15 protein-coding genes are annotated in these 18,331 nt (G+C 64.5%); 7 read left to right on the plus strand and 8 right to left on the minus strand.

Annotated elements, in window-relative coordinates; all coding sequences use genetic code 11:
• Positions 1-531 precede the first annotated feature (531 nt).
• From accC to cutA, 7 genes are all read right to left on the minus strand, one after another.
• On the minus strand, positions 532-1,896 hold the full coding sequence (gene accC, locus AC1DT2_RS06170; protein ID WP_477295155.1) for an acetyl-CoA carboxylase biotin carboxylase subunit: 1,365 nt from the start codon (positions 1,894-1,896) through the stop codon (positions 532-534).
• 11 nt (positions 1,897-1,907) lie between these two features.
• The gene (gene accB, locus AC1DT2_RS06175; RefSeq protein ID WP_063573857.1) at positions 1,908-2,369 is read right to left on the minus strand and encodes an acetyl-CoA carboxylase biotin carboxyl carrier protein; all 462 of its coding nucleotides are present in this window, start codon (positions 2,367-2,369) and stop codon (positions 1,908-1,910) included.
• 28 nt (positions 2,370-2,397) lie between these two features.
• A complete protein-coding gene (gene aroQ, locus AC1DT2_RS06180; protein ID WP_063573856.1) occupies positions 2,398-2,847 on the minus strand; it encodes a type II 3-dehydroquinate dehydratase in 450 nt (149 codons plus the stop codon).
• A gap of 303 nt (positions 2,848-3,150) precedes the next feature.
• Positions 3,151-3,705, minus strand: coding sequence for a DUF1415 domain-containing protein (locus AC1DT2_RS06185; RefSeq protein WP_477295158.1), 555 nt, complete (start codon positions 3,703-3,705; stop codon positions 3,151-3,153).
• Positions 3,706-3,716: 11 nt separating this feature from the next.
• Positions 3,717-4,187 carry a TlpA family protein disulfide reductase gene (locus AC1DT2_RS06190; RefSeq protein ID WP_477295160.1) on the minus strand — a complete coding sequence of 157 codons (471 nt, stop codon included), beginning with the start codon at positions 4,185-4,187 and terminating at the stop codon, positions 3,717-3,719.
• The gene (locus AC1DT2_RS06195; protein ID WP_477295162.1) at positions 4,184-6,445 is read right to left on the minus strand and encodes a protein-disulfide reductase DsbD family protein; all 2,262 of its coding nucleotides are present in this window, start codon (positions 6,443-6,445) and stop codon (positions 4,184-4,186) included. The genes AC1DT2_RS06190 and AC1DT2_RS06195 overlap by 4 nt, the downstream gene beginning before the upstream one ends.
• 72 nt (positions 6,446-6,517) lie before the next feature.
• Positions 6,518-6,847 (minus strand): divalent-cation tolerance protein CutA, encoded by a 330-nt coding sequence (cutA, locus tag AC1DT2_RS06200; protein ID WP_213949756.1) that lies wholly within the window; start codon positions 6,845-6,847, stop codon positions 6,518-6,520.
• 194 nt (positions 6,848-7,041) lie between these two features.
• On the opposite strand from cutA, the gene AC1DT2_RS06205 reads away from it, so the two are divergent.
• From AC1DT2_RS06205 to AC1DT2_RS06215, 3 genes are all read left to right on the plus strand, one after another.
• Entirely contained in the window at positions 7,042-7,335 is a 294-nt protein-coding gene (locus AC1DT2_RS06205; protein WP_046968171.1) for a co-chaperone GroES, read from the plus strand.
• Positions 7,336-7,395: 60 nt separating this feature from the next.
• Entirely contained in the window at positions 7,396-9,042 is a 1,647-nt protein-coding gene (gene groL, locus AC1DT2_RS06210; protein ID WP_477295165.1) for a chaperonin GroEL, read from the plus strand.
• A gap of 180 nt (positions 9,043-9,222) precedes the next feature.
• The gene (locus tag AC1DT2_RS06215; RefSeq protein WP_477295167.1) at positions 9,223-10,113 is read left to right on the plus strand and encodes a hypothetical protein; all 891 of its coding nucleotides are present in this window, start codon (positions 9,223-9,225) and stop codon (positions 10,111-10,113) included.
• 32 nt (positions 10,114-10,145) lie between these two features.
• On the opposite strand, the gene AC1DT2_RS06220 is transcribed toward AC1DT2_RS06215, so the two are convergent.
• Positions 10,146-12,038 carry an LTA synthase family protein gene (locus tag AC1DT2_RS06220; RefSeq protein ID WP_477295169.1) on the minus strand — a complete coding sequence of 631 codons (1,893 nt, stop codon included), beginning with the start codon at positions 12,036-12,038 and terminating at the stop codon, positions 10,146-10,148.
• 135 nt (positions 12,039-12,173) lie between these two features.
• Between AC1DT2_RS06220 and glnE the strand changes: the two genes are divergently transcribed.
• From glnE to AC1DT2_RS06240, 4 genes are all read left to right on the plus strand, one after another.
• Positions 12,174-15,062: a bifunctional [glutamate--ammonia ligase]-adenylyl-L-tyrosine phosphorylase/[glutamate--ammonia-ligase] adenylyltransferase gene (gene glnE, locus AC1DT2_RS06225; RefSeq protein ID WP_477295171.1), complete on the plus strand. Its 2,889-nt coding sequence runs from the start codon at positions 12,174-12,176 to the stop codon at positions 15,060-15,062.
• Between the two features lie 50 nt (positions 15,063-15,112).
• Positions 15,113-16,045, plus strand: a complete 933-nt coding sequence (locus AC1DT2_RS06230; RefSeq protein ID WP_477295173.1) for a nucleoside hydrolase — start codon at positions 15,113-15,115, stop codon at positions 16,043-16,045.
• A 128-nt stretch (positions 16,046-16,173) separates the two neighbouring features.
• Positions 16,174-16,419 carry a type B 50S ribosomal protein L31 gene (locus AC1DT2_RS06235; protein WP_046966218.1) on the plus strand — a complete coding sequence of 82 codons (246 nt, stop codon included), beginning with the start codon at positions 16,174-16,176 and terminating at the stop codon, positions 16,417-16,419.
• Positions 16,420-16,688: 269 nt separating this feature from the next.
• Positions 16,689-17,984 carry a citrate synthase gene (locus AC1DT2_RS06240; protein ID WP_477295175.1) on the plus strand — a complete coding sequence of 432 codons (1,296 nt, stop codon included), beginning with the start codon at positions 16,689-16,691 and terminating at the stop codon, positions 17,982-17,984.
• Positions 17,985-18,331: the final 347 nt, after the last annotated feature.

Genomic DNA, 18,331 nt, shown 5'->3' on the forward strand with positions numbered 1-18,331 from the left:
GCTCTTCGAGACGGGCCGTAGCGCCTCTATCGCATTCCATGTGAACTGAGCGGCCCTCAGCTTAGGCGTCCCCAAGGGCCTTACCCCTCGCGCCACCGAACGCCGAGGTTGCGTGTGGTCGAGYGCACCGCCAGCAAGCATGTGTTGTTGCTGTCGTAGGAGCCGATTCATCGGCGAACCCTCAGCGATTACTGTCGCGAACGATGCTTTGTATCGCATCGTGTCGGTGGTTCAACCGCTCGCCCAATCGCCACAAGGCCTCGTTCGCAATATCACCGCTGAGGGTTCGCCGCTGAAGCGGCTCCTACAGAAAGCAGCGTGGTCGTTCACCAAGCCTTGAGCACGAAGCGGCGTTGCGCATTTGGTGCACRTAACCCGACCGCGACTCTCCCGAACCGCGAGCCGCTGGATCGCAAGCTGCGGCATCGTTGCTCCGTTGGCGTTTCGCCGATGAATCGGCTCCCACAGGTACAAAAAAAGCCGGAGCCATGCAGTGAGGTCACTGCACGACTCCGGCCTCTTATCGAAACGTCACACCGAAGGCGGCGTTTCTTTCTGCTCGGCCATGCGCTTCTCCAGATAGTGGATGTTCTGTCCACCCTGCTGGAAACCGACATCCGCCATGATGCGCTGCTGCAGCGGGATGTTGCACTTGACGCCTTCGATGACCGTCTCGGTCAGCGCCATACGCATGCGCGCGATGGCGGTGGCGCGATCGGGGCCGTGCACGATGATCTTGCCGATCATCGAATCGTAGTTCGGCGGAATGCGATAACCGTCGTACAGGTGGGTGTCGACGCGCACGCCCGGGCCACCCGGGGCCTCGAAACGCTTCACCGTGCCGGGGCTCGGCATGAAGGTGTCGGGGTCTTCGGCATTGACGCGGCACTCGATCGCATGACCGGTGAACACGATGTCTTCCTGGCGAATCGACAGCTTCTCGCCACCGGCGATCAGCAACTGCTCGCGAACGAGATCGATGCCGGTCACCAGTTCAGTCACCGGATGCTCCACCTGGATACGGGTGTTCATCTCGATGAAGTAGAAGCGGCCGCCTTCGAACAGGAATTCAAAGGTTCCGGCGCCGCGATAGCCGATGCGCAGGCAAGCGTCGACGCAGACCTTGCCGATTTCGGCACGCATTTCCGGCGTGATGCCAGGTGCGGGCGCTTCCTCGACGACCTTCTGGTGACGACGCTGCATGGAGCAGTCGCGCTCACCCAGGTGAATGGCGTTGCCCTGGCCGTCGGCGAGCACCTGGATCTCCACGTGGCGGGGATTTTCCAGGAACTTCTCCATGTAGACCTGATCGTTGCTGAAAGCCGCTTTGGCTTCCTGCTTGGTCATGACGATGGAATTGGCGAGGTGGGCTTCGGTGCGCACGACGCGCATGCCGCGACCGCCGCCACCGCCGGACGCCTTGATGATGACCGGGTAGCCGATCTCGCGGGCGATACGGATGTTCTCTTCCGTGTCGTCACCCAACGGACCACCCGAGCCCGGGACGCAAGGCACGCCGGCGGCCTTCATCGCGCGGATCGCCTCGACCTTGTCGCCCATCAGGCGGATCACGTCGGCGGTGGGGCCGATGAAGACAAAGCCGGACTGCTCGACCTGTTCCGCGAAGTTCGCGTTCTCGGAAAGGAAGCCGTAACCCGGGTGGATGGCCTGGGCATCGGTGATTTCGGCGGCGGCGATGATGCGCGGAATGTTGAGGTAGCTTTCGGCCGAGGGACCCGGGCCGATGCATACCGATTCGTCGGCAAGGCCGACGTGCTTGAGGTTGCGGTCCACGGTGGAATGCACCGCGACCGTCTTGATGCCGAGCGCGTGGCACGCGCGCAACACCCGCAGCGCAATTTCGYCGCGGTTGGCGATGACGACCTTCTCGAGCATGACGACAGACCTCAGGCGATGACGAACATGGGTTCGTCGAATTCGACCGGCTGGCCGTTCTCGACCAGAACAGCGACGACGGTACCCGAGACGTCTGCCTCGATCTGGTTGAACATCTTCATCGCTTCGATGATGCCCAGCGTTTCACCGGCCTTGACCTGCTTGCCGACCGTGGCGAACGCCGGAGCGCCCGGCGTGGACGACGCATAGAAGGTGCCGACCATCGGTGCCTTGGTCACGTGACCGGCCGGAAGACCGCTTTCGACGACAGCAGGTGCGGTCGGCGCGGCGGCCACAGGGGCGGCAGCAACCGGAGCGGCCTGCATCGGGGCGGCATACATCTGCTGCGCGGGGACGGTGCCCTTGGGCACGCGCGACAGGCGGACTACTTCTTCGCCTTCCTTGATTTCCAGCTCGGCGAGGTTGGATTCCTCGAGCAGGTCGATGAGTTTCTTGATCTTGCGCAGGTCCATGGGACAAACCTTCTTGTGGAATGGGGATTTAAGCCGCGGGCACCGCGAGGCGGAGCAACGCCGCTTCGAGCGCCAGGCGATAGCTGTCGCCGCCGAAGCCGCAGATCACGCCGGCGGCCAGGTCGGACATATACGAGTGGTGGCGGAACGCCTCGCGCGCATGCGGATTGGACAGGTGGATCTCGATGAACGGGATCGACACGCCGGCGAGGGCATCGCGAATGGCAATGGAGGTATGCGTGAACGCGGCCGGGTTGATCAGGATCCAGGCGACACCTTCGTCGCGTGCCTGATGGATCCGGGCGATCAACTCGTGTTCGGCATTTGACTGGAACCAGCTCAGCTCGTGACCGGCCGCCTGGGCGCGGGCCTGCAGCGAGACATTGATGTCGGCGAGGGTCTCATGACCGTAGACCGACGGTTCGCGGACGCCGAGCAGATTGAGGTTGGGTCCGTGCAGGACGAGGATCCTGGCCACTGTTCACCTGTGCCGTGGGTCCGGGGTTCCGGAACGCCGCGCAGTGTGCGCCTGTCGTCTCGGCTTGTCCAGTTCGATGAAGTTCGACGTAGATCGCTGGAGATCGCGACTTTCCATGCTGCAGAGTATGGAGGGGCGTCAGCCTATCGGCCAGATCAGCCTTTCAAGAGCATAGGCGGGGTAGGAGCCGATTCATCGGCGAATGGTAAATAAACCCGCGGGGCAGCCGCGCCCTTGAGGTTGCTAGCCTCGGTTCCCACCGAAGGAAGAGCATCGCCGATGAATCGGCTCCTACAGGAGGTTTCACCCTTCCGGAAACAGCTTCTTCCAGCCCTCGATGCCTAGCTCATCCAGCGTCGCCATATTTGCTTCGAAGATTTTCGAGGCATCCGGAAAGGCGGCCACGGCCTTGTCGATGCTTTCCTCGCGGAGCAGGTGCAGCGTCGGATAGGGCGAGCGGTTGGTGTAGTTGGTAATGTCGTCGGGGCCGGTGCCCTCGAACTGAAAGTCGGGGTGGAAGCTGGCCACCTGGATCTCGCCATCGAGGCCCAGGTCGTCCACGGCGAGGTCCGCCACCTCGAGGAATTCGTTGAAATCCTCGAAGTCACCCAGCACGCCCGGGTGGATCAGCAGCGTGGTGTCCACCGTTTCGGCGGGCACGTCACGCAGGTATTCGAGCTCACGTTTGAGATCGTCGAGCAGTTCGAGCGGCTGCGTGGCGCCACTGACGACGTAACGGACCTGGCCTTTCTTGTGCACGGCTTTGGCGAACGGGCAAAGATTGAGGCCGATCACGGCCTTCTCGAGCCAGAGGCGGCTCCGGTCGATCGCTTCGTCGGGGGATGGCAGACCATCCATGGGAACTTCCTTCATCGTGCGGGGGCGAGCCATTCGTCGAGTTCGGGACCGGTGAAGGTACCCACTTTGCGGCGCAGGATACGCCCGTCTTCCCCGATCAGGACGCTATAGGGCAACACCCGGCGTGTGTTGCCGAAAGAAAGCGAACCACCGGGCGCATCGGCGTCCACCAGCATCACGGGGTAGCTCACGGGTTGTTTGGCGAGAAAACCGCGAACCCCGGCAGCCGTGTCCTCGGCGAGTCCGAGGATCGCGACATTCCGGTCGCGATGTCGCGAATAYGCTGCGTCGAGCAGCGGCATCTCGCGTCGGCACGGTCCGCACCAACTGGCCCAGAAATTGATCAGCACGCGCTTGCCACGCCAGTCCGACAGTTGGCGTGGCTTGCCATCGACGGTGACGAAGCTGGCCTCCGGCGGCAAGCCGCCCGTCGCTCCAAGGATCGCCAGCACGACGATCCAGAAGGTCGGGCCGCGCGTCATGGTGACGCGGCGGCTTCGAGTGCCTGCTGCACTGTGTCGTACGTGAGCACGGTGGACAGCTTGTGTCCGTCGCCGCCGCCCTTCGGGTAGACCACGTAAAGCGGCACGCCCACGGAATGGTACTTCTCGAGGAAGGCGGCGATCGTCGCATTGACGTCGGTCCAGTCGCCGCGCATGTACACGGTGCCGGTGCGCTTGAGCAGGGCCTTGAACGCATCCGTGTCGAGCACGGCGTGTTCATTGGCCTTGCAGGTGATGCACCAGTCCGCCGTCATGTCGACCAGCACCGGTGTGCCAGCGGCACGCAGTTCGGCGAGTTTCTCGGGCGAGTAGGGCACGATGCCGTCGCTGGCGACCGTGGTCGCGGTCTGCGCCGGCAGGCCGTGCACGGTCCACAGCGCCGCCACGGCACCCACGGCCAGGACCGCGGTGAAGATCCAGGACAGGCCGCCGCTGCGATGGCGGGTGCGGCCGTACCACCACAGCGCCATGGCGAGCAGCACACCGCCGGCCAGCACCAGTGCTGTCGCATCGGCGCCGCGCTGCTTGGTCAGTACCCAGAGTAGCCATACCGCTGTGAGATACATCGGGAAGGCGAGGGCCTGCTTCAGCGTCTCCATCCAGCGGCCGGGACGCGGCAGCAGGCGGGCGATCGCGGGCACGAAGCCGATCAACAGGAAGGGCAGCGCAAGGCCCAGGCCGAGCGCGAGAAAGATCAGGAAGGCCACGCCCACCGGTGCGGCGAACGCGAAGGCAATGGCCGACCCCATGAAGGGAGCCGTGCAGGGGCTGGCCACGACGACGGCAAGCACGCCGGTGAAGAAGTCGCCCGACGGGCCCGAGCGCGAGGCCAGGCCGCTGCCGACGTTGCCCAGCGAGCCGCCGATCTCGAAGAGGCCGGACATCGACAGACCCACGGCGAGCATCACGTAGACCAGGATGCCGATAGCCAGTGGCTGCTGGAACTGGGCGCCCCACTGGATGCCATGGCCGGCGGCACGGATGCCGACGATGATGACGCCCAGTGCGGCGAAGGCCACCAGTACGCCGGCGGTGTACCAGAGAGCGTGCTTCCGCGCGGCACCCGGGCTCTCCCCGCTTTCCAGGACCGTGATCGCCTTCAGCGACAGCACCGGCAGCACGCAAGGCATCAGGTTGAGCACGAGACCGCCCAGAAGGGCGAGGCCGATGGCGGCGATGAAGCCGAGCGGCGCCTCGCTCTTGGGAACCAGTCCCGCGGGCGGGGGTGTCGGTGCGACTTCCTTCACCGTGGCCGCCGTAGCAGCGACCGGCGCCGCAACGGGCGTACCGACGGTCGCCGCACCAGCGCCGAAGTCCACGCTGATATGGCGCTTCATGACCGGATAGCAGATCCCGTTCTCGAGGCAGCCCTGGTAGGCGACGTCGAGCTCGGCGGTCTTCGCGTCCGCCGTGCCCTTGAGCGGGACGGGCAGCTCCACCTGGTCGAAGTAAACGATGGTGTCACCGAAGTGCTCGTCGTGGTGTGCGACACCACTCGGCCAATCAGGCTCGCCCGCCGTCACGCCAGCCGGGGACGCGACTGTGATCTCGGTCTTGTCGCGATAGAGGTAGTAGTCCTTCGGCATCGTCCAGCGCAGCAGCAGCGCGTCGCGTGACTTCACGATGGCTTCGAAGCGGAACGCCTGCTCGGCCGGCACGGCGGTCGCGTCCGTGCCCGGCACCGCGGCCGGCGCACCAAGAAGCGAGGCGCCGCCAGCCACGGGGGCGGCGGCTGCCGGCGCGGCAGTGGGTGCGGGGCCGGTAGGAATGGTCGATGCGCCACCGATGGTGAGCTTCAGGTGCTCGGTATTCGGCGGATAGCAGATCTTCGGTTCGACTTCGTGGCAGCCCTGGTACTGAATGTCCAGGGCAAGCGTTGTGGTGCTGGTGGTGAGCAGCTTGTACGGCACGCGGGCTTCGATATCGCCGTGGTAGATCTCGACATCGCCCAGGTACTCGTCATGCTTCTTCAGGCCGTCGGGCAGCGTCGGGTCGCTGAGCGACACCGCGGCAGGATCCGCCGCCTTGATCTTGATCCGGCCACGGTAGAGGTAGTAATCCGGCGCGATGCGCCAGTGCAGCTTGACCATGCCCGGCTGGCTGGCATCCGTCGTGAGGTGGAAAGCCTCGGTGACGGGCAGCAGGTCGTCGTCGCTTTGTGCGAACGCGGGCAGGGCAACGAGCAACAGGCCGAATACGGCGACCAGGTTCCGCGCAAGGCGGCGAAGCGACGACATGGTGATCTCCGTGGAGCAAGAGCGGTGACGAGGCGCGTGGGGCGTCGACCATTATGACCGGGCGAACCCGGGTTAGCTTGCGTCGACGCCGACGCTGGCCTCCAGCCACGCCAGGTAGGGCGCATGCCCGGCCACGACGGGGAGGGCGACGATTTCCGGTACGTCATAAGGATGTCGCGCCAGGACGAAGCGCTCCAGGGCGGCGAACGCCTCTCGGGTCGTCTTCGCCACCAGCAGGTCTTCCTCGTCGGTGACGATCTCGCCTTTCCAGCGGTAGGTGGAGCGCACTCCCGGTAGCCGGTTCACGCAGGCGGCCAGACCCGCCTCCACAAGGGCGCGGGCGAGCGATTCGGCGGGTTCGCCTGATGGGCAGGCAATGAGGACGGCGATGGGTTCGGACATGGGCCGATTGTCGTCTCTTCCGCCCTTTTTTGAACCCGGGGCCTTGAACGGTTTCGTGCCGCCGCCATCTGTCGAGCAACCGCAGCTCTTCCGAATCAGGAAAGCTTAGGGCTAAAATTCTGGCACTCACCCTGAGCAAGTGCTAACAGGGTGGACCTTTTTCCTTATCCGTCAAACACATGTTTGGAGAAGTCATGAGCAAACTGCGCCCGCTGCACGACCGCGTCATCGTCAAGCGCCTCGAAGAAGAGCGCGTTTCCGCCGGTGGCATCGTTATCCCGGATAGCGCCACCGAGAAGCCCACCCGCGGCAAGGTCCTCGCTGCCGGTACCGGTCTCCTCCTGGCCAGTGGCCAGCTCCGCCCGATGGGCGTGAAGGAAGGCGACGTGGTCCTGTTCGGCAAGTACGCCGGCCAGGAAATCAAGGTCGACGGCGAAGACCTGGTCTTCCTGAAGGAAGACGACATCGTGGCGGTTCTGGAAGGCTGAGCGTTCGCTCGCCCCGTTCTCCCCGATCTCATCCACTAAATATCTAAGGATTCAAAGACCATGGCATCAAAAGAAGTCCGCTTCGGTGAAGACGTCCGCGCTCGCATGCTGAAGGGTGTCAACACCCTCGCCAACGCGGTCAAGGTCACCCTGGGCCCGAAGGGCCGCAACGTCGTGATCGAGAAGAGCTTCGGCGTCCCGACCGTCACCAAGGACGGCGTCTCGGTCGCGAAGGAAATCGAACTCGCCGACAAGTACGAGAACATCGGCGCGCAGATCGTCAAGGAAGCCGCCTCGAAGACCTCCGACGTGGCCGGTGACGGCACCACGACCGCGACCGTCCTCGCCCAGGCGTTCATCCAGGAAGGCCTCAAGGCGGTTGCCGCCGGCATCAACCCGATGGACCTCAAGCGCGGTATCGACCAGGCTGTCATCGCCGCCGTCGCCGAGCTGAAGAAGCTGTCGAACCCGACCGCTGACGACAAGGCGATCGCCCAGGTCGGCACGATCTCGGCCAACTCCGATTCGAACATCGGTGACATCATCGCCACGGCGATGGGCAAGGTCGGCAAGGAAGGCGTGATCACGGTTGAAGAAGGTTCGGGCCTCGAGAACGAGCTCGAMGTCGTYGAAGGCATGCAGTTCGACCGCGGYTACCTGTCGCCGTACTTCATCAACAATCAGCAGTCGCAGCAGGTTGAGCTGGACGACCCGTTCATCCTCATCCACGACAAGAAGATCTCGAACGTTCGCGAGCTCCTGCCGGTGCTCGAGGCTGTCGCCAAGGCCGGTAAGCCGCTGCTGATCGTTGCCGAGGAAGTCGAAGGCGAAGCCCTGGCCACCCTCGTCGTCAACACGATCCGTGGCATCGTCAAGGTCGCCGCCGTCAAGGCGCCGGGCTTCGGCGATCGTCGCAAGGCGATCCTGGAAGACATCGCCGTCCTCACCGGTGGCACGGTCATTTCCGAGGAAGTCGGCCTGGCGCTGGACAAGGCCACGATCACCGACCTCGGCCATGCCAAGCGCGTCGTGATCACTAAGGAAAACACCACGATCATCGATGGTGCCGGCGAAGCCACGCTTATCCAGTCGCGCATCGGCCAGATCAAGGCGCAGATCGAAGAGACCTCTTCGGACTACGACCGTGAGAAGCTGCAGGAGCGTGTTGCCAAGCTTGCCGGCGGCGTTGCCGTCATCAAGGTCGGCGCCGCGACGGAAGTCGAAATGAAGGAAAAGAAGGCCCGCGTCGAAGACGCCCTGCACGCTACGCGCGCAGCCGTCGAAGAAGGCGTGGTCCCGGGCGGCGGCGTCGCCCTGATCCGTGCACTGAAGGCGCTCGAAGGCCTCAAGGGCAAGAACACGGACCAGGACCTCGGCATCGCGATCACGCGTCGCACGCTGGAAGCTCCGCTCCGCGCCATCGTCACCAATGCCGGTGAAGAGGCTTCGGTCATCGTCAACCAGGTCAAGGCCGGTGAAGGTAACTACGGTTACAACGCCGCCACGGGTGAGTTCGGCGACATGATCGCCTTCGGCATCCTGGACCCGACCAAGGTCACCCGCTCGGCACTGCAGTTCGCCGCGTCGGTTGCCGGTTCGATCATCACGACCGAAGCGGCCGTGACGGAATTGCCGAAGAAGGACGACGGCCACGGCCATGGCGGCGGCGGTGGTGGCATGGGCGGCATGGGCGGTATGGACTTCTAAGTCCAGCCCTCCGGCTCGCTATACGAAGAGGCCCCGCGAAAGCGGGGCTTCTTTTTTGTATGCGAGCGCGAACATCCTTTCATGGATCAGTGCGTCGAATCGGCAACTACACGTAACGTCTTGCGGACCACGTGGCGGCGGCGTAGAAAATGATCGTGTACACACCCAAGGAGTACGGCCATGACATGGAAACTGAGTCTTCTTTCGCTTTGCCTGGCGTTCGAATGCGCCGCCTGCCAGACACATCTGTCGCGGCCGCAGGCCGCCGGTGACGACACCGCGTCGCGGCTCAACGCCCGTTACGACAAGACGGATATGGCCTGTGACGGCGGCAGGGCCGCCTATTACTGCAACGGCGTGCTGATTCGCGCGACCGATGCGGTTCCGACTGACGATGAACCCGATCGCCACGCCTGGGAGCCGTCCCCGTGGACCGGGACGCCGGAGGCACTTTCCTTTAGCTATCTGCGCAAAGACGTGGGCAGTCGCATCCTCTACGGCGAGCACGCACGTCCCCATGGGCTGATCCTGAAAGAGGCCGAGGTAAACGGCAGCCCCGATACGTTTCCCATCACCCTTTTCTGCTCCTTTCCCCACGATGCCATTACGGGTGGCAGAGGGCCGAAGGGGTGCGGAGCCAGTTCTCTGTATCCCGTCGAAAGTGTGCCGTGCAAAGAGCAAGGCATCGACACCGTCGACGCATGGCGTAAGCACTTTGCGGCGGTGACCTCATTTCCCAACCAGTTCAATCACCAATGCGGCTTCGGCGTCGACCAGCCCTCGTTTGCGCTGAGCATCGCCTCTCGTGTGCCCGCCGGCATGGTTGACGTGATGCAGCACATGGAGCTGATGGTCGCGACCTGGCCACTGGATAAGCCGCAGGATGTGCCCTTCGAGGCGTTCTTCTACACCGCTGGGCCCTACGAGGAGAAGGGCCTGAAGGGAGCGCAACTCATTCAGCGCGATTACCAGCTGGTCACGGGCCGGGTTATTCCCATCGTCCGCTTCACTGTGGACGAAAATATCGAGCCCTTCAGTTACCGGGTGGAGGACCAGGCCGTCGTTCGCTGACGATCAATGCACGTCCCTGCGCGCCGCGGCAACTACTGTCCGGCGCCTGACTCCGCATCATGTTCCGCCTCGCCCGGCTGGCGGGCGACATCGATGCCCGCGTCGGGTAGGGCGTAACGCGCAAGCAGCGGATCGAGCTTGTTCGTCAGGCGAAGCAGGGCGATGTTGCCCATGGCGGTATCGGTCTGCTTCGTGCCGGCGTCTTCGGGCGCGGCGTTCGCGTCCGGTGAGCGAGTGAGCGAGGCGAGCTGGCCGCCGAGCACCTGGGTGAGGGCGAAATACGCGTCGTCGTGGATGCCGGCGCGTTCCAGTACGAGGCCGGGCAACATCCACGACGCCATATCGCCATGAACTGCCGGCGGGCCGTCGTTGTGTGCGTCTACAAGCACCCACGGGACCATCTGCGTATCGAACGGCTGGCCGTCACGAAACCCGGCGTGGTTATACGTGTTGGTCAACGCAGGAAGATGATCGCCGTAGAACAACAGGATAGTCGGACGCTCGCGTTTCGCGAGGAGGTCTGCCAGACGGCCGAGTTCGGCGTCCGCGTGATGCATGTGATAGACGTAGTTCTGCCACTCGAGCTTGTCCTTGCCCTCGACGCCGGCCGGGACGGGAATGGCGTCGCGCTCCGCGACGTTCGTGTTGTCGGAGCCATCGTAAGGGCCATGCGCCTCGATGCTGATCGCGAAGATGAGGCGCTGTGGACCGGCGTCAGGCAGCTGCGCCATGATCTCGTCGGTCATGCCGCTGTCAGCCATATAGGTGCCGTCGTTCTTCGCGTTCGCGGGGAAGCCGGCGCGCGAGACGAACCGATCGAAGCCGATAGCCTTGAACGCCGCCGGGCGGTTCCAGAAATTGGGGTTGTGTCCATGCAGGGCCACGGTTTCATAGCCGTGCGAACGCAGGGCGCGAACCATGCTGGGAACGACCTGGTTGTGCATATCCAGGTACGGGTAGCGCATGTTGCCGAAGTACCGCAGCGAGAGACCCGTGAGTACTTCGAACTCGGTGCGGATGGTCCCGCCTCCGAACGTGGGAACATGCAGGCCGCCGCCGCTGCCTTCCTGCGTGAGGCGATGCAGGTTGGGCGCGACATCCTCGTCGTAGCCATTGACACCCGAAGGATCGAAGAACGATTCACTCTGGATGATGACGATGTCCGGCGGCTGTCTCGTGTGCCGTGACGCGGCGGCCATGTGCTCACGCAACGCACCGTCGTTATCGCTGATCAGTTGCAGTGCGGCCTTCGGATCGTCCTTGGGCTTGTTGCGTGAGGCCTGAAGATGGAACTGCATGAGGTTGGAGACGACGCCGTTGTATCCCGCGTTTTCCGACGGCGACCAGGGCATCATGCCGAGGCGCTGGCCGTTGTAGATCTTGGCCCAGCCCGGTGTGCCCGCGAAGAGTGTGACGAAGAGGGTACCGAGGGCGAAGGTGGCGACGATGCGCCGGCCGTAGGTGCGGCGTGCGAAGACCGGTGGCTCGAAACGCACCAGCAGAACGACGACGGCGATCAGTGCCGCGATAGCCAGATACGGTGCGATCTCCCGGGGTAGATAACCCGAAAGGAGCGACAGACCGCCGTTACTCAGCTGGCCGACCAGCCCGAAATCCGCAGGCAACAGCGGCGTACCAMGATTCTTGACCTTGATCGCGCTTACCGCGAACACGATGCCCTGGGCAAGGAACGCGATGCCGAAGGACAACCAGGTGCGGCGCGTGAGGGTGAGCAGAAGGGTGGCCAGCATCAGGCCCGGCATGGCGTTGGCGATCAGGTGGCCGGGCCGGGCCATCCACTGGTCCGTACCGACGCCCGGATTGCCGTCGATGAATCCTGTGAAGAGAACGAACATGAGCGCCGAGACGACCGGGAGCGCGATGCGCCCCGCACGGTCACGCCAGGTTTTCGATTCGCTAGCCATAGAAGCCGACGTCCGCATCCAATCCCACTGGGGGTAGGGACTGTAACGGAACGGACATGAATCGGTTGTCATGGGAAGTCGCGGACTTTTCTACGATTCTTCGTAAGTTGACGCTTCAGGCACAATGGTGACCTCATGAACGCCTCCACGCCGGCTCCGCGCGAAAGCCCAGAACTACGCGCACTCATCGACCATCGTTACGCAGACGTGATGGCGGCATGCCGGGCTGCCCGGATTCCCGTTCACGACGACGCCGGCGTCGCCGAGCGTATCCGCCGCACGCTGGTCGCCTCCGATTTCGCCTTCGACGTCTTCCGCCGCCAGCCGGAGCTGCTCGCGCCGGCCGGTCTGGAGCGGCTGCGCGCCAGCGCGGACGCCGCGACGCGCGGTGGTCTGCTTGACCTCCCGGCGGACGAAGACCGCTGCATGTCCATACTGCGTCGGTTCCGCCATGCGGAAGCCGTTCGCCTTGTGTTTCGTGACGTCAACGGCCTCGATGACATCGACGAGACGCTCGCGTCGACAAGCGCCCTTTACGAGACCCTGCTCACCGCCGCCTTGCGTTGGTCGGAGAACTCGCTGCACGCGCGGTTCGGCGTGCCCCGAGACAGTGCGGGCGTCGAGCAGCGCATGGTCGTCGTCGGCTTTGGGAAGCTCGGCGGCAATGAACTGAATTTCTCCTCGGACATCGATCTCATCCTGGCGTACGCCTCGGCGGGCGACACCGACGGTTCGCGTTCGCTCGACAACGGCGAATACTTCATCCGCGAGGCACGCCAGCTGGTGCGACTGCTTGCGGAACCGACCGTGGACGGCATCTGTGCGCGGGTGGACCTGCGCCTGCGTCCGTTCGGCAATGCCGGCCGTCTCGCACTGCCGTTCGCCGCCATGGAGCAGTACTACCAGCGAGAAGGTCGCGACTGGGAGCGCTACGCATGGATCAAGGCGCGTCCCGTTGCCGGCGATCGCACGGCAGGACGCGAGCTTCAGGACATGCTGCGTCCGTTCGTCTACCGGCGCTACCTCGACTACACCGCCTTCGCCGGCCTGCGCGAGATGAAGTCGCTCATCGATGCGGAGGTGGCGCGCAAGGATCTCGCTGGCAACCTCAAGCTCGGTCCCGGTGGCATTCGCGAAATCGAGTTCGTGGTCCAGCTGACGCAGATGATCCGCGGTGGCCGCGATCCCGCGCTGCGTGTGCGCGGCCTGTTGCCCGCGCTGCGTGCGTGCGAGGCACGCGGCTACATTCCTGCCGCGCGTGCCAAGCTGCTCCGCTCGGCCTACCTGTTCCTGCGTCGCGTGGAGAACCGCGTGCAGATGCTGCGCGATGCCCAGACGCATGACATTCCCGACGACGAGCTGTCTCGCGAGCGCCTCGCCCTGGGCCTGGATTATCCGTCGTGGGACGCCCTGGCCATCGAGCTGGCGGCACACCGCGCGGCCGTCTCGGCCGAGTTCGCCGCCGTGCTCGTGCCCGAAGCGGGGCAGACCGCGACGGCCCCGGTCGCCGACATCGAACTGTGGACGGCGGCACGCGACGGCTCGCTGAGCGCGGCGACGCTGGAGGCCTCGGGTTTTACGGGCGCCGTCGACGCCGCGGAGCAGCTGACCAAACTTCCCCAGGCTGCAGCGGTACGTTCCATGTCCGCCCGCTCCGGCGAGCGTCTCGAACGACTGATGCCCCAGCTCATTGGCGCCGCGCGTGCCAGCGCATCGCCGTCCGCGAGCCTGCTGCGCATGGTCCGGCTGGTGCAGGCCGTGGCGCGACGGTCCTCTTACCTTGCCTTGCTCGACGAGCAGCCGAATGCGCGGCGCCGCGTTGCCGGCGTCTTTTCCGACAGTGCCTTTCTGGCGGAGCGCGTCATCGCGCAGCCCCTGCTACTGGACGACGTGCTCGATCCGCGCATCGACCAGCTTCCGCTGAAGCGCGCGGATATTTCCGCGGAGATCGCGCGCACCCTGGGCACGCTGGATGAACGCGACGCGGAGCGTGAGCTGGAGCGGCTCAACGAGTTCCGTTCGAGCATCGCGTTCCGTCTCGGCCTGGCCTTCAACGACGGGCGAGCCGACGCGCCGGCCACGGCGCGTCGGCTCGCGGGCCTTGCCGAGGCCATCGTGGCCGCCGTGCTGGCGCTGGCGACGCGCGAGCTGACGGCGCAGCACGGACGCCTGCCCGGCGAGGGGGGTGGATTTACCGTGTTGGGCTACGGCAGCCTGGGTGGCGAGGAGCTCGGTTTCGCCTCGGATCTCGATCTTGTGTTCGTCTACGACGGCAGGCTCGCCAACGCGATGAGCGATGGTGCGCGACCGGTTGACGGGACACGCTGGTTCCAGCGCCTTGCCCAACGCGTCATGCACTGGCTGAGTGCGCAAACGCACGCCGGCAAGCTCTATGACGTGGATACGCGCCTGAGGCCGGATGGCTCGAAAGGGTTACTGGTCGCCAGTGTCGATGCCTTCGAGGCCTACCAGCGCGATCGCGCATGGACCTGGGAGCACCAGGCGCTCTTGCGCGCACGAGCGGTAGCGGGCGACGTGCGGCTGGGTGGTGTGCTCGCCGATATACGCCGCGACATTCTTTCCACGCCGCGCGATAGCACCCGCGTGATCGCCGAGGTCAGTGCGATGCGGCGGCGCTGGCGTGCCGAGCGCGATCGTTCGGATGCCATGCGCCTGGACCTCAAGCAGGGCGTCGGGGCACTCATCGATATCGAGTTCGTGCTGCAGGGCATGGTGCTGGCTCACGCGGCCGAGCATCCGGCGATCCTCGACACGACGTCCAGCAGCACCTTGATCGACGCGTTGCGTTCGGTGGGGCTGTTCACCCAGCCGCAGGCCGACACGCTGCACGTCGCACACGCCGACCTGTTGCAGATGGGTCTGGCGTGCACGCTTGACCTGCGATCACGCATCGCCCAGCGCACGCCGGCGCTGGACGCCGCATGCGCGGGTGTAAGCCAGGTGGCGCGGGAGCTGGGTTTCGACCTGGAAGGCGTCGACGCCACGTCGTCACAGGCTGTCTGAACCGGGCGGCCGGCGGTATGCTGTCCGRCCGCTCACGGACCTGACCTGCGATGACCCGACCCTCGTTGTTGATCGACACCGACCCCGGCGTGGACGATGCCCTCGCCATCCTCATGGCGCACGAGCACGCCGATGTAACGGYGCTCACCGTCGCTGCCGGTAACGTCGGGCTGGGTCACACGTTGCGCAATGCGCGCACGCTGGTCGAGTTGGTCGGGGCGAAGACGCCGGTGTTCGGCGGTTGTCCCTCGCCGCTGGTGCGCGCGCCGGAGGAGGATGCGGCCTTCGTCCATGGTGCCGACGGCTTCGGCGATGTGGGCTTCGCGGAGCCGGCGCATCCCGTGCAGGCGGAGCACGCGGCCCTCGCGCTGATCCGACTGACCCGTGAACGACCGGGTGAGCTGACGCTCGTGGCCCTGGGTCCCCTGACGAATCTCGCCCTGGCGGTCCGGCTCGATCCTTCCCTGCCGCAGCGCGTAAAGCGCCTCGTTGTCATGGGGGGCGCGGTGACCGGGCATGGGAATACCGGGAAGATACCGGCCGAGTTCAACATCGGTTTCGACCCGGAGGCCGCGCATGTGGTTTTCGAGGCCTTCGACGCGTTCGACCTGGTCGACTGGGAGGCGACGGTGCGCCATGCCTTCTCCGACGAGGCCTACGAAGGCTGGGTCGCCGCCGGCGACGCCCGCGCTTCCTTCTTTGAAAAGATCTTCGGTACGGCGCGCCGTTTCAACGCCGAGCACGAGCGGACGGGCTTCATCGCCGCCGACGCGCTCGCCATGGCCGTGGCACTGGATCCGGACATAGTGACCCGCGCCGAGACGCGCCATGTGGCCATCGAACTGGACGGCCGGCTCACCCGCGGTGCGACCGTGGTCGACTGGCATCGCAGGCTCGGCGGCAAGCCGAACGCCCGGATCGTGCTCGAGGTGGACCAGGCCCGGTTTGGCGAATTGATTGCCCAGGCGCTAGGCGTCGCCTGATCGCTGCCCCTGTAGGAGCCGATTCATCGGCGCTCCCCCGGCGGCGGGCCAGGAGCTGGACTTGATGTCCCGACCACCGCTGGTTACAATGCCGCTCTTTTCACCCCGCTAATTCTTAGAGTCACGCCATGAAAGAGAACATCCACCCGAAGTACCAGTCCGTCGTTTTCCAGGACCTGTCGTCCGATTTCGCGTTCCTTACGCGTTCGACCATGTCCAGCAAGGAAACGGTCAAGTGGGAAGACGGTAACGAATACCCGGTGATCAAGCTCGATATCTCGAGCCACTCGCACCCGTTCTACACCGGCAAGCAGAAGACGCTGGACGTCGGCGGCCGCGTCGACAAGTTCCGTCAGCGCTACGGCCAGAAGTAAAACGGTTCCATCCGCGCGCCGCCTGCGGGGTGGCGTTTCGCGAGGATAGACAGACACGGGGTGAGCCCACGGCTTGCCCCGTGTCTTTTTGCGTGTGCGATTCGGATGCTGGCCAACGGACGTTTGAATAGCCTCTGTGCGATAATGGGGAACTTCGGCCGCACGCGGCGGCCGGTACGACACCTCTCCCCCGGGGTCGTTTTTTCCCAACATCGCTACGTTTCGCCAGTTGCTGGCGGAACGGGTACAGAGAGAAAGAGGAGCTCGCCGTGTCCGACGCCAAAACCGTCAAATTGGTCGATGAATCCAACAAGCCCGTGAGCGAACTGCCGGTCATCGGTGGCACGCTTGGCGCCGAGTGCGTCGACATCGGCACCTTGTACAAGGACACCGGTTACTTCACGTACGATCCGGGTTACGGCAGCACCGCCAGCACCAAGAGCGCCATCACCTATATCGATGGYGACRMSGGCRTCCTGCTGYAYCGCGGYTAYCCGATCGAACAGCTCGCCGAGAAGTCCACCTTCCTCGAGACCTCGTACCTGCTGCTCAACGGCGAACTGCCGAACAAGACCGAGTTCGCGAAGTTCGAGCACGACATCACGCATCACTCGATGATGCATGAGAACCTCAAGTTCTTCCTGCGTGGCTTCAACCACGACGCGCATCCGATGGCCATGCTGGCCGGTTCGATCGCCTCGTTGTCGGCGTTCTATCACGACAAGCTCGATGTCGATAACCCGGAAGACCGCAAGCTCGCCGCTATCCGCCTCATCGCGAAGATGCCGACGATCTCCGCCGCCATCTACCGTCACTCGATCGGCTGGCCGACGCGTTATCCGCGCAACAACCTCGAGTACGTCACCCGCTTCCTGCACATGATGTTCGAAGTGCCGAGCGAGCCGCTGGAGCTGAATCCGGTCGTCGCCAAGGCACTCGACCTGCTGTTCATCCTGCACGCCGATCACGAGCAGAACGCCTCCACCTCCACCGTCCGCTTGGTCGGTTCGACCGGTGCGAACCCGTACGCCTCGATCGCCGCAGGCATCACCGCGCTGTGGGGTCCGGCACACGGTGGTGCGAACGAAGCCGTGCTCAAGCAGCTCGGCGAGATCGGCACCGCCGACAAGGTCGAGACCGCCGTCAAGCGCGCGAAGGACAAGAACGATTCCTTCCGCCTTATGGGCTTCGGCCACCGCGTGTACAAGAACTTCGACCCGCGCGCCAAGATCATCCGCGAGATGTGCCACAAGGTGCTCGAGGAACTCGGCGTCAACGATCCGCTGCTCGATGTCGCGATGAAGCTGGAAGAAGCCGCGCTGAAGGACGACTACTTCGTGGAGCGCAAGCTCTACCCGAACGTCGACTTCTATTCGGGCATCATCTACAAGGCACTGGGCATCCCGGCCGAGATGTTCACCGTGATGTTCGCCATCGCGCGCACCTCCGGCTGGATCTCGCACTGGATCGAGCAGCACGAAACCCCGGGTGCCCGCATCGGTCGTCCCCGCCAGATCTACACCGGCGCCGACGTTCGCGACTACACTCCGAACGACAAGCGCTAAGAAGAAAAAACCCCGCGAAAGCGGGGTTTTTTTTGGTTCATCGCGGATTAYCGGGGCCCGGGCGCTCGGCTTTTGGGAGGGCATTCTTTCGCACCTCGSACCTCGCACCTCGSRCCTGGCTCGCCTTCGGCYTYGCGGGCTCGGCTTTGCCRTCGCTTCGTACACKTGGGCGTCTCGCGGGGAGACCTTGGTGTCCACCCTCGCTGCTCAGACACGTCCTCCGCGTTCGAMAAGGAAGGCCGCTSACGCGGCCCRTGTAYCTATYTGGCCTACGGCCGCTCCACTTGTGCGGAACTCGCCTCGAGGGTGGACACCAAGGTCTCTCACGACGATACGGTCAGCTGGAC

It is taken from the genome of Luteibacter sp. P4_E6, assembly GCF_056401535.1.